Genomic DNA, 12,192 nt, shown 5'->3' with positions numbered 1-12,192 from the left:
AAGAGCACTATGAGTAATGATAATAATCTTTATCCTCCGGTAGAGCCGGTTGCAGCAGGCATCAGGGGGCGCTGTCCGCGTTGTGGTCAGGGAGCCTTGTTTAATGGTTATCTGAAACTGGCAAAACAATGTGAGATCTGCGAACTGGACTACAGCTTCGCGGATTCCGGTGACGGGCCTGTGGTTTTTGTGCTGTTGTTGGATGGCTTTATTGTCACTGCTTTGGCCTTATGGGCAGAGGTTTCCTATCAGTTTCCACTGTGGTTGCATTTTATGATCTGGATACCGCTGGCAATTATCCTTGGTCTTATTATGACGCGTTGGATGAAAGGTATTTTGATTACACTGCAATATAAGCATAAGGCCTCTTCAGGGCAGCTGGATAAACGGGGCGATTTATGAGCGCGCCGCAGAGCGGGAACAAAAAAACACAACAAGGCCGGTTAAGGAGCCGCTCAGGGGCGCAGCCATGGGGATTGCTGATTTGCGCTGCAATATTATTTGCAGTGCTGGTTTGCCTTGGTATTTGGCAAACGCAGCGCCTGTTCTGGAAAGAGCAATTAATCGCGGGTATTGATCAGCGCATACATGCCGCGCCCAAAACGCTGGCGCAGGCTGAGGCTGGATTTATGCTGACAGGATCGGTTGATTATATGCCGGTTACGCTGCGCGGAACTTTTGCCCATGATCATGAGCAATATTTCTTTACAACCTTCAAAGGCGTTTCCGGCTATGCTGTTTATACACCGCTGCTTCTGGCTGACGGGCGGGCAGTTTTTATCAATCGCGGTTTTGTGCCCTATGAAAAGCAAAAGCCTGAAACACGCCTTGCAGGGCAGGTTACGGGCGAGGTTACCATTAACGGCCTTGCACGGGATCCGTTGATTGCCAAACCATCATTCTACCTGCCGGATAATGAGCCTGATAAAAAGCTCTATTACTGGAAAGACTGGGGCACGATGATGGAAAACAGCGGCTTGTCGCAGGCGCATGATTTTGTCGGTTTTTTTGTTGATGCAGATGCAAGCCCTAATCCGGGGGGGCTGCCCGCAGGGGGGATTACCATATTGGAATTACCCAATAATCATCTGCAATATGCTGTAACATGGTTTGGCCTTGCAGCGGTGCTGCTGGTGATAACCGTAATTTTTGTGTGGCGCCGGCGCAATATATAACCGTGCTGAAACAATACAGGAAATTGGCTCTATAAGGCTGGTTTTGGTGGCAGCGGCGCATTTTATCCTATATGAAGTGCACATTGCAGGGGCAGGCTTGTGTTGATTGCATAAGATAAATTCTGTCAATTGCCCCTGAATGCGTAAGTTGATATGCATTGGCCGCAATCTTATTTTGTACCGGTGCAATATCTTCATAAGACGGGATAGATCATAATCTGATGACTGATAAGCCTAAGCTGACCATTCGCCTGTGCGGGCCGCGCGGATTTTGTGCCGGTGTTGACCGCGCCATTCAGATTGTGGTTCTGGCGCTGAAAAAATATGGCGCACCGGTCTATGTCCGCCATGAGATTGTGCATAACCGCTATGTGGTTGAAGGCTTGCAAGCGCGCGGTGCCATTTTTGTGGAGGAACTGGATGAAATTCCGCCGCAGCATCGCAATCAGCCGGTGGTGTTCTCTGCCCACGGTGTGCCAAAATCAGTACCTGCGGATGCCGACGCCAAAAACCTGTTTTATCTTGATGCAACATGTCCGCTGGTCTCCAAGGTGCACAAACAGGCAATGCGTCATCAGCGCCTTGGCCGCCATGTTATTCTTATTGGTCATTCCGGTCATCCGGAGGTGATCGGCACTATGGGGCAATTGCCGGAAGGCACAGTCTCCCTGATTGAAACCGTTGAGGATGCCGAGAAATACCAGCCGGAAGATCCTGATAATCTGGGTTTTGTAACTCAGACAACTTTATCGGTGGATGATACGGCAGGAATTATTGCCAAGCTGAAGGAGCGTTTCCCGCAGCTTACCGCGCCGGCTGCTGAATCAATCTGCTATGCAACAACAAACCGCCAGGAAGCCGTGAAAGAGGCCGCTCCCGGATGTGATCTTTTTCTGATTGTGGGCGCACCGAATTCATCCAATTCCAAGCGTCTGGTTGAGGTGGCTGAACGCTCCGGTGCGCAGCGTTCCTTGCTGGTGCAGCGGGCAGCGGAGATTGATTGGGATACTCTCGGCGCGCTTTCGGTTCTCGGTATTTCCGCTGGCGCATCGGCACCGGAAATTATTGTTGATGAGATTATTGACGCCTTTTCAGAGCGTTTTAATGTGACCATTGATCTGGCAATTACCACTGTAGAAACAGAGAATTTTCTGGTCAACCGTGAAATCCGCGATGTGGAACTGACAGCGCAGGACATGGCTTTTGTAAATGGCAATCACTAGGCATTTCCGCATCAGGAGGGCAGGGGGAAGGTAGCATGGCTGTCTATACGGATATTAATGAAATTGAACTGGCAGCCTATCTGGAACAGTATGACATAGGAACGCTTTTGTCTTTCAAAGGCATTGCCGAGGGGGTTGAAAATTCAAATTTTTTGCTGCGCACCACCGCGGGAAATTTTATTCTTACCCTTTATGAAAAGCGGGTCGATCGCAATGATCTGCCGTTTTTTATCAGATTGATGCAGCATCTGGCGGCGCATGGCATTGAATGCCCGCAACCTGTTATGCAGAAAAATGGCGAGACGATTGGTGAACTGGCAGGGCGCCCTTCGGCTATTGTAACTTTTCTTGAAGGCATGTGGTTGCGCAAACCTGCCGCCGAACATTGCTATGCACTGGGTGCAGCTATGGCGCAGATGCATCTTGTAGGCCAGAGCTTTCCGATGCAGCGCGAAAACAGCCTGACGCTGAAAGACTGGCGCCCCTTGTGGGAAAAATGCATGGCTGATGCCGATGCGGTGGAAAGTGGCCTGCGTTTGCAAACCGAGGCTGATCTTGGTTATCTGGAACAGAACTGGCCGGCGGATCTGCCGCGCGGCATTATTCATGCAGATCTTTTTCCCGATAATGTGTTTTTTATCGGTCAGCGCCTGTCCGGCATTATAGATTTTTATTTCGCCTGCTCGGATATGCTGGCCTATGATTTGGCAATCTGTCTTAATGCCTGGTGTTTTGAACGTGATTTTTCTTATAATCTTACCAAAGGCACGGCGCTGTTGCGTGGCTATAATTCGGTGCGCCCGCTTGATGAGAAAGAGCGTGAGGCATTGCCGGTGCTGTGCCGCGGCGCAGCAATGCGCTTTATGCTGACACGGCTTTATGACTGGATCAATGTGCCCGCAGATAGTTTTGTGACCAAGAAAGATCCGATGGAATATTTGCGGCGTATGCGGTTTCACCGTGAGGTGCGCTCAGCCAGCGAATATGGCCAGTAAAACAGAGTGCGTGGACTGTATTGCAAATTGATTGCATGATGCGGTTTTAAAAATGTGAGTATTTTGTTTGAAGATAATTACTGCCTATACGGATGGTGCCTGTTCCGGAAATCCGGGCCCCGGAGGCTGGGGAGCCATTTTGCAATATAATGGCCACCGCAAGGAGCTGAACGGCGGTGAGGCGGAGACAACCAATAATCGTATGGAGCTGATGGCGGCTATTTCGGCGCTGGAGGCGCTGAAAGAGCCTTGTCAGGTGGAGCTTTATACGGATTCTGTCTATGTGCGTGATGGTATTTCCAAATGGATTGAAGGCTGGAAACGTAATGGCTGGAAAACAGCGGCCAAACAGCCGGTAAAAAATGCCGAGCTCTGGCAGCAGCTTGATAGCGCACGCATGCGCCACAAAGTGAGCTGGCATTGGGTGAAAGGCCATGCCGGACATCCGGAAAATGAGCGCGCGGATGAATTGGCACGCGAAGGTATGGCACCTTATAAAAAGCGTTGACGGGCGGCTTTAATAATTTTGCTGAAATTTACGTAATCAATAATGCGATAAAACAAAGATCAGAAGCGGTTCCGGCGGTTTGAATATAACCGGAACCGCTTCAGAAAAATCAAAGTTTTTCCAGCATGGCTTCCGCGGAAGAAACTGTGGCAATCCCCGGATTTTCTTCAATATTCAGGCTTTTTACAACACCGTCTTCCACCAAAGCGGAATAGCGCTTGGAACGGATGCCAAGACCGCCGCCTGACAGGTCAATATCAAGGCCTGCCGCTTTGGTAAAAGCGCCGATACCATCAGAAAGATAAAGGATTTTACCTTCACCTCCGGTGGCTTGGGCCCATGCGCCCATGACATGCACATCATTGACAGAAACAACCGCTACAGTATCCGCACCCTTGGCGATCAGCGCATCATAATTATCAAGATAGCCTGGCAGATGATTGATTGTGCAGGTTGGGGTAAAAGCGCCCGGTACCGCGAAAAGAACAACCTTTTTACCTTTAAAAATCTCATCGGTGGTAACGTCTTTTACGCCGTCAGCCGTTTTAACCTTGAAGCTGGCTTCAGGCAATTTATCGCCGATCTGGATAGCCATTTTCCGTTCTCCTTTGTGCAGATTCATAAATCCGTTTCCGATTATATGCATAGCCTCTCACAGATTTTTGCGAAAGCGCTATTTATCTTTACGGGGATAATGGAACGGATTTGTGAAGTTTAAAGGTCGTCTTGCCGGTTTATGATATGTCTTTTGTGAGGTGGCCGAAACAGAATGCTGAAATAAATTTAAAATGTTTTGCCCGTTTTGCAGGGTAAAGGTTTATGCGCAATTATAGCTTGGCACCTATCACGGCTGTGTTATGCTGAAAGAAAACAGCTCTTGCGCGGCAATAAACTCTATAATCTTTTCTGTAATGCTGCATAGCGGCAGAGACTATCCGGATAAATACGGTTTGTTTTATGGCCGAACTTGTACATCTCTCTTGAAGCGCAGTTTCAGTTAATGATGCAGTTGTCCTATGGAATAAACCAGAGTGAATAGTCATCTCCCGATACAGGATATTCTTCTTCTGCAGGCTGCATGGATAAAAGTGAAAGAGGCTTATGGTGAATGATGGTTTTCTCAACGGGCAGTTTCTGCTCGCCATGCCCGGCATGACAGATGAGCGTTTTAAACGCGCTGTCATTTATATTTGTGCGCATTCTGCACTGGGCACAATGGGATTTGTCATCAATCAGTTGCAGCCGTTTGAATTTCCCGAATTATTGATCCGTCTCGGGATTATTACAAAAAATGAAATAATTCTTCTGCCGGAAAAAACCCGCAGCATGATGGTGCGCCGCGGCGGGCCGGTGGAGGCCGGGCGCGGTTTTGTTCTTCACAGCGATGATTTTATGGTGGATAGCAGTATTCCGGTAAGTGATGATATCTGCATGACCGCTACGATGGATATTCTTCATGCGATATCCGAAGGAGCAGGCCCTGACAAAGCGCTGATGGCGCTTGGCTATGCCGGCTGGGATGCCGGTCAGATTGAAAGCGAAATTGCCAATAATGACTGGCTGATTTGCGCCTCCACGCCGGATTTATTGTTTGATGGGGATATTCTTGGAAAATATGACCGTGTGCTGGAAAAAATGGGGGTTGATCCGGCGCGGTTGGTGGTTCAGGCAGGTCATGCCTGAACCCCTCTGATAATCATTCCACGGCTTGCCCGCTGAGCAGGCGGGCGGCATTTTCTGCACTCATCGGCTGGCCAAACAGGAAGCTCTGCACATATTCACAGCCCATTTCACGCAATTGCATGGCATCCTGTTCATTTTCAACGCCTTCCGCCACGACTTTAAGTTCAAGATCCTGCGCCATGCGGATGATGGAGCGCAGCAATGTTGCTTTTTGCGGCTTGTCACCTTTGACAAAAGACCGGTCAATCTTGATCATATCAATCGGAAAACGGGTGAGATAGGCAAGCGATGAATAGCCGGTGCCAAAATCATCCAGTGATAGCCCGACGCCCATGGATTTAAGCTGGGCAAGCAAATGGGCAGATTGTTCCGGATTCTCCATCAGTACGGATTCTGTCAGTTCCAGTTTTAATGTGCCTTTGGTCACATGGGTGCGTGAGAGAATGGCGCGGACATCGCTCAGCAAATCCTGCCGGATCAGCTGTGTGCTGGAAAGATTGACGGAAACAAATAATTGCGGCCGCGCCAGATTTTCCTGCCAGTTGAACAGATCATTGGCCGATTGCTGCATGGCAAACAGGCCAAGCTGAACAATCAGGCCGGAATTCTCGGCAATCGGAATAAATTCTGCCGGTGAAATTGAGCCGCGGCGCGGATGCTCCCAGCGCATCAAGGCTTCAAAACCGGCAATTGTTCCATCCTGCAAGCTTACAATCGGCTGGTAGACAATAGCGATTTCCCCGCGCTCAATTGCACGGCGCAAATCCGATTCCAGTTGCAGTTTGTCACTGCCGATAGCGCGGAATGAAGGACGGAACGGCTCAATGCGGTCGCCGCCAAAGCGTTTGGCCTGATACATAGCCAATTCCGCATCCTTGATCATATCTTCTGCATTGGCGGCATTGGCCGTCCATGTCAAAAGGCCGATGGACGCTGTCAGTACAATTTCACGCTTGGCATAGGCAATAGGGGCACGGATGGCCTGGCGCAGCGCCTCGGCAAAAGCGGCAACCCTGGCCGGATCCGATTCAGAAGCCAATATCAGGCCAAACTGGTCAGAAGACAGGCGGGACAGCGTATCCTGCGGTTTCATCAGGCGGAAAAGCCGCCGTGAAATTGTGAGAAGAATTGTATCGCCGGCAGACATGCCAAGGCTGTCATTCACCTGTTTGAACCGGTCTATGTCGATCACAAATACGGTTGGCCGCAATTTGCTTTCGCTGTATGACATGCTCATAACACTGGCAAGGCGATCGAGGAATAATTCACGGTTCGGCAAGCCGGTGAGATTATCATGCACCGCATCATGCAGCAGGCGCTCTTCAGCTTTTTTCTGCTCTGTCACATTATGCAGGGTGCCGACACAGCGCACAATCTCACCATCTGAACCAATAACCGGACGGGCACGCAAGGCATACCAGTGATAATGCCCGTCATTGGCACGCAGGCGGAATGTCTGGTGAATGCGTCCGCGCCTGTTTTCCAGAATAGCATCCAGTGTCGTGCGGAAACGATCACGATCATCGCTGTGCATGACGGGCAGCCAGTTGCGCACCGGCCCAAGCAGGCTTGCTGCCGTGGAGCCGAGATAGGTGGCAATATCCGGCGTGGTAACCACACGGTCACGCGGCACATCCCAATCCCAGACAATATCGCCCGAGCCGATCACCGCCAATGCCTGCCGTTCCATATCGGAAAACAGCCCGACACGTAACACGCCGCCGGCAAAGGCGTGCTGCATGACGGTAAAACCGATCAGCAGCACAATCAGCACCAGCCCGCCGCCAAGGGCAGGCTGCACAATATCATTATCCAGACGGCCGGAGACTGCCGCCCATGCGCCCGCCATCCATATGGCGGTCAGCAACCATGTGGGGATCAGCATCACCGCGCGGTCATAGCTGCGCAATGACAAAAAACCGATAATGATAATGCCGCAAATGACTGTCAGGGCAAAGGAGATGCGGGCGATGCCGGCGGCAACCGGCGGATCAAAAATTGCCACGCCGCTTAAAAGCAAAAGGCCGAGCACCCATGCCACTGCACCATAGGAAAAATGATCGTGCCAGCGGTTGAGATTGAGATAGGTAAACAGGAAAATCAGAAAACTGGCCGCAAGAGCGACTTCCGTTCCCGCGCGCCACATTTGCTCATTGCCGGGTGTTATTGCAATCAGCTTGTTCCAGAAGCCGAAATCCACACAGATATAAGCCAGTACCGCCCATGCCAGTGCCGCCGCCGCAGGAAAAAGCGATGTTCCGCGCACCACAAACAGAATGGTCAGAAACAGCGCCAGCAGGCCGGAAATACCAAGCAGGATACCGCGATAAAGCGTGTAGGAATTAACCGTGTCCTTATAGGCATCCGGCTCCCACAGATAGAGCTGCGGCAGATTGGGCGAGGCCATTTCAGCAACAAGCGTTACAACCGAACCCGGATTGATGGTGATGAGAAACACATCAGCATCGGGGCTGACCTGCCGGTCAAGGGCAAAACCCTCGCTCGGCGTGATGGATGCAATACGTTGCGAGCCCAGATCCGGCCAGACAAAGCCCGATTTGACAAGCCGGTAATGTGGCGCAACAATCAGGCGGTCAATCTGCTCATCCGTCGGGTTGGCTATGGCAAAGGCTGCCCAGTTGCCGCCGGAGCGCTCATTGCCGGCCTGCACTTCAATACGGCGCACAATGCCATCAGCTCCAGGCGCAGTGGAAACCTGCACACTATCGCCCTGATTATGCATAATCTGCACCGCGCCGGTCAGATCAAGCGCGGTATCTTCCTTGGAGATTTTGATCGGTTCAACAGCCCATGCAGGCGCAGCAAAAATCAACGCCGTCAAAAAGGCAATAATACAGAAAAACGGTTTCAAGTGGCTCTGAAAGTTTTCTGTCACGGGCTTTACCTTTTTTGCATTTATATCGTTATGCAGCATTTAACGTCCGGAAAAAATAGGCCGGCCGCCGGCGGGTTTGGCTGCTTGTCTTTCGCAGCGCCTGTCATCCTCTATCAGGCTGTAGAGCAGATGATCCTGCCACAGGCCATTGATCTTGAGATAGGAGCGCAATGTGCCTTCCAGCATAAATCCGGCTTTTTCAAGAAGCCGGACAGAGCGCAGATTAGAGGGAATACAGGCTGCTTCAAGTCTGTGCAACCGCAGTTCATTGAATGCGAAGGGGATAATCAGCCTGAGAGCATCATACATATAGCCCTGACCGGCATAAGGCGCGCCGCACCAATAGCCGATCTGGCCGGATTGGGCGACACCACGGCGGATATTACCCAGAGTGATTCCCCCTAAAAGCGCATGATCCTGAAGGCGGAATAGAAAGAGTGACCAGGCATTGCCGCTGCGCGCCTCTTCCGCATAATGGCGCATCCGCATCCGGTAACTGGGCTTTTCCAGCTCATCCTCATGCCAGACCGGCTCCCAGGGGGTGAGAAAATTACGGCTTTTTTCACGCAAGTTTGCCCATTGGCGATAATCATTCCATCTTGGTTCACGCAAATAAAGCCGCTCGCCCTTCAGATACACAGATGGTGTTTTGCTGAAAGGAAAGCTGATCATGACAACCTGCCTCTGTTGGCTCTGTTTGGTTACATAAGTGGTGCATGTCTGAAAGGGCGGTTTGATCGCCGCCGCCCCGTTGAAGTTTAAACCGCCAATGCAGGCCTTTTATTTGCCGCATAACCGCTCAGGGTTGTGCGGATATCATTATAGGGCATCATTTGCCCGACCGGGCCTACCGCTGCAATGGTTGGCTTACTGTCAAGGAACATGCGCCCTGACAAATCGGTAAGCCGCTCCGGCGTGATCAGGCTCAGGCGCTCCAGAAGTTCTTCATTTGTCACAGGGCGGCCATAGAGCAGCATTTGCCGGGCGATCTGGCCGGCGCGGCTGGCCGCACTTTCCTGCGACATCAAAAGTCCGGCACGATATTGGGCGCGGGCGCGATCGACTTCCTGAATGCCGATATGATTGGAAGCCTCATAAAGCTCCTGCAAAATAACCGGCACCAGCTCATCCAGGTTTTCGCGCCCTGTCGCAGCATGAATGCCAAACAGGCCGGTATCGGAAAAGCCCCAGTGGAAGGCATAGACTGAATAGCAAAGCCCGCGTTTTTCCCGCACCTGCTGGAACAGGCGTGAGGACATACCGCCGCCAAGAACAGCAGCCAGCAATTGCGAGGCATAAAAATCACGCACATGATAGGCGCGGCCTTCAAAGCCGATCAGTACCTGTGCATCCATCAGGTCGCGTTCTTCCCGGTAATCCCCGCCAATATAGGCGGCTTTTACCGGCGCAGCGGCCTGAGTGCTTGCACGAAAACCTCCAAGGCGGCTTTCAACCTCGCGCACAAATGCAGCGTGATCCACCGCGCCGGCCGCCACAACCACCATGCGGTCGGCACTATATTGTTCGTTAATATAGGTGCGCAGATCATCCGGTGTAAAAGACTGCACGGTCTCCGGCATACCGAGAATGGAGCGGCCGATCTGTTGATTCATATAGGCTGTTTCAGAAAAGCGATCGAAAACAATATCATCCGGCGTGTCATGCGCGGCGCCGATTTCCTGCATAATCACATTTTTCTCGCGTTCCAGCTCATCTTCATCAAATTTGGAACTGGTGAGAATATCCGCCAGAATATCAATGGCCAGCGGCAGGTCATTGCGCAAAACACGGGCATAATAAGAGGTGGTCTCAACACTGGTGGCGGCGTTGATCTCGCCGCCTACATTTTCGATATCAGCGGCAATTTGCCAGGCGGTGCGGTTCTCCGTGCCCTTAAACGCCATATGTTCCAGAAAATGTGCAATACCATGGCGGTTATGCGCCTCATTGCGGGAGCCGGCCTTGACCCAGATACCAAGTGCCACGCTTTCAATCAGCGGCATGGTTTCCGTTGCAATTGTCAGTCCGTTGGATAGAACGCTTACTTCTACACCCATTATAGGTATGCTCCCCTTTGAGTCTTTTACCGCCAGAAAGTTTAAAGTCTGGCGGGCATGATAATGCGGCACTTCTATCATTCGCAATAATGCAGCTTTGTTTGACAGATACAGTGCGGCTCCGTTGTTTTCTCTGCCTTCGGAATTGTCCCATATATAAAGACAGGGTTCAGCCTGTGCAATTCAGGCAAATATATTACACCATACCGTATATTACATCATATCGGCCGTTATGGTGTAACGGGATGATTTCTGGTTTATTGCGCGGCTCTTGAATGGGTGCGAATATAATCCTGAACCGTTTTCAGCTCATTTTGAAGCGGGGTGAAATTCTCTTTTCGCTCCATGAGGTCACTCAGCCAATGCGGCAATTTTGGCGATACACCGCAGGCATCCTTAACCGCATCCGGGAACTTGGCAGGATGCGCGGTTGCCAGCGCCACCATGGGCGCGGCGTTGTTTTGATGTTCACGGGCAACCTTCACGCCAATGGCGGAATGCGGGTCGAGAAGATAGCCGTCAGCAGCCAGCACGCTGCGGATAATACCGGCTGTTTCCCGGACTGTGGCGCGCCCTGCATCAAACCGGCTGCGGATTGCCTTGAGCGGGGCTTCAGAAATTGTAAATTCGCCGGACTGGCCAAGGCTGCGCATCAACCCGCGAATGGCAGCGGCATCGCGGCCATAGGCCTCAAACAACAGACGCTCAAAATTGGATGAAATCTGGATATCCATGGACGGGGAGGATGTTTGCTCCACCCCGCGCATTGAATAGGCGCCTGTGGCAATTGTGCGCGCAAGAATATCATTATCATTGGTGGCAATGATCAGGCGATCAATCGGCAGCCCCATCTGCATGGCTACAAAGCCTGCAAAAATATCGCCGAAATTGCCGGTTGGCACGGTAAAGGATATTTCCCTGTCCGGCGCGCCGAGGCTGATGGCACTTGTGAAATAATAGACAATCTGGGGCATGATACGCGCCCAGTTGATCGAGTTTACGCCGGAAAGTGACAGCGTGTCACGAAACTCCAGATCATTGAACATGGCTTTGACAAGGTTCTGGCAATCATCAAAATTACCATCGATGGATAAGGCATGAACATTGGCCGCTGTGGAAGATGTCATCTGGCGCTGCTGCACCGGCGAGACACGGCCATGCGGGAACAGGATAAAGATGTCAGTATTATCGCGGCCGGCAAATGCCTCAATTGCTGCGCCGCCGGTATCGCCCGATGTGGCGCCCACAATAGTGGCGCGCTGCCCGCGCTGCGCTAAGGTGTAATCCATCATGCGGGAAAGCAGCTGCATGGCCACATCTTTAAAAGCCAGTGTCGGGCCGTGGAACAGCTCCAGCACATATTCATTCGCGCCGGTTTGCACCAGCGGGCACACGGCATCATGGCGGAAGGAGGCATAAGATTCGCGCACCATTTTTTCAAATTCGGCGGCCGGAATCTCTCCGTTCACAAAGGGGCTTAGCACGGCAAGTGCAATTTCCACATAGGATTTTCCGCGCAGGGCGCGAATCTCCTCAGCAGAAAATTGCGGGTAGGTTTCCGGCAGGTAAAGGCCGCCGTCTCGTGCTAAGCCGGCCAAAAGTGCATCAGAAAAGCCTAAAACCGGTGCTTCACCGCGGGTGCTGATATATTTCAT

General features: G+C 51.6%; 11 protein-coding genes. 6 read left to right on the top strand and 5 right to left on the bottom strand.

What is annotated here, in order from left to right:
* The first annotated feature begins 9 nt into the window (after nucleotides 1-9).
* The 5 genes from ACSTTO_RS11785 (at nucleotide 10) to rnhA (ending at nucleotide 3,901) form a co-directional block, all read left to right on the top strand.
* The gene (locus ACSTTO_RS11785) at nucleotides 10-402 is read left to right on the top strand and encodes a DUF983 domain-containing protein (RefSeq protein ID WP_439273404.1); all 393 of its coding nucleotides are present in this window, start codon (nucleotides 10-12) and stop codon (nucleotides 400-402) included.
* A complete protein-coding gene (locus ACSTTO_RS11780) occupies nucleotides 399-1,175 on the top strand; it encodes an SURF1 family protein (protein WP_439273403.1) in 777 nt (258 codons plus the stop codon). Before ACSTTO_RS11785 ends, ACSTTO_RS11780 begins: the two co-directional genes overlap by 4 nt.
* Nucleotides 1,176-1,396: 221 nt before the next feature.
* Nucleotides 1,397-2,398, top strand: coding sequence for a 4-hydroxy-3-methylbut-2-enyl diphosphate reductase (ispH, locus tag ACSTTO_RS11775; RefSeq protein ID WP_439273402.1), 1,002 nt, complete (start codon nucleotides 1,397-1,399; stop codon nucleotides 2,396-2,398).
* A gap of 35 nt (nucleotides 2,399-2,433) precedes the next feature.
* On the top strand, nucleotides 2,434-3,393 hold the full coding sequence (locus tag ACSTTO_RS11770) for a homoserine kinase (protein WP_439273401.1): 960 nt from the start codon (nucleotides 2,434-2,436) through the stop codon (nucleotides 3,391-3,393).
* A 67-nt stretch (nucleotides 3,394-3,460) separates the two neighbouring features.
* The gene (gene rnhA / locus ACSTTO_RS11765) at nucleotides 3,461-3,901 is read left to right on the top strand and encodes a ribonuclease HI (protein WP_439273400.1); all 441 of its coding nucleotides are present in this window, start codon (nucleotides 3,461-3,463) and stop codon (nucleotides 3,899-3,901) included.
* 109 nt (nucleotides 3,902-4,010) lie between these two features.
* Here rnhA and ACSTTO_RS11760 read toward each other — a convergent pair whose 3' ends face one another.
* Nucleotides 4,011-4,496 carry a peroxiredoxin gene (locus ACSTTO_RS11760; protein WP_439273399.1) on the bottom strand — a complete coding sequence of 162 codons (486 nt, stop codon included), beginning with the start codon at nucleotides 4,494-4,496 and terminating at the stop codon, nucleotides 4,011-4,013.
* Nucleotides 4,497-5,002: 506 nt separating this feature from the next.
* On the opposite strand from ACSTTO_RS11760, the gene ACSTTO_RS11755 reads away from it, so the two are divergent.
* The gene (locus ACSTTO_RS11755) at nucleotides 5,003-5,584 is read left to right on the top strand and encodes a YqgE/AlgH family protein (protein WP_439273398.1); all 582 of its coding nucleotides are present in this window, start codon (nucleotides 5,003-5,005) and stop codon (nucleotides 5,582-5,584) included.
* A gap of 13 nt (nucleotides 5,585-5,597) precedes the next feature.
* On the opposite strand, the gene ACSTTO_RS11750 is transcribed toward ACSTTO_RS11755, so the two are convergent.
* The 4 genes from ACSTTO_RS11750 to thrC form a co-directional block, all read right to left on the bottom strand.
* Nucleotides 5,598-8,519: an EAL domain-containing protein gene (locus ACSTTO_RS11750; RefSeq protein WP_439273397.1), complete on the bottom strand. Its 2,922-nt coding sequence runs from the start codon at nucleotides 8,517-8,519 to the stop codon at nucleotides 5,598-5,600.
* A complete protein-coding gene (locus ACSTTO_RS11745) occupies nucleotides 8,520-9,152 on the bottom strand; it encodes a GNAT family N-acetyltransferase (RefSeq protein WP_439273396.1) in 633 nt (210 codons plus the stop codon).
* A gap of 86 nt (nucleotides 9,153-9,238) precedes the next feature.
* Nucleotides 9,239-10,537 carry a M16 family metallopeptidase gene (locus ACSTTO_RS11740; RefSeq protein WP_439273395.1) on the bottom strand — a complete coding sequence of 433 codons (1,299 nt, stop codon included), beginning with the start codon at nucleotides 10,535-10,537 and terminating at the stop codon, nucleotides 9,239-9,241.
* A 257-nt stretch (nucleotides 10,538-10,794) separates the two neighbouring features.
* Nucleotides 10,795-12,192 carry a threonine synthase gene (gene thrC, locus ACSTTO_RS11735; RefSeq protein ID WP_439273394.1) on the bottom strand — a complete coding sequence of 466 codons (1,398 nt, stop codon included), beginning with the start codon at nucleotides 12,190-12,192 and terminating at the stop codon, nucleotides 10,795-10,797.

Origin of the sequence: Pseudochrobactrum albidum, assembly GCF_051851455.1 — a bacterium.
GTDB lineage: Bacteria > Pseudomonadota > Alphaproteobacteria > Rhizobiales > Rhizobiaceae > Pseudochrobactrum.
Note: the sequence above shows the minus strand (reverse complement) of the source record. Positions and strands in the feature narration are given on the sequence as shown.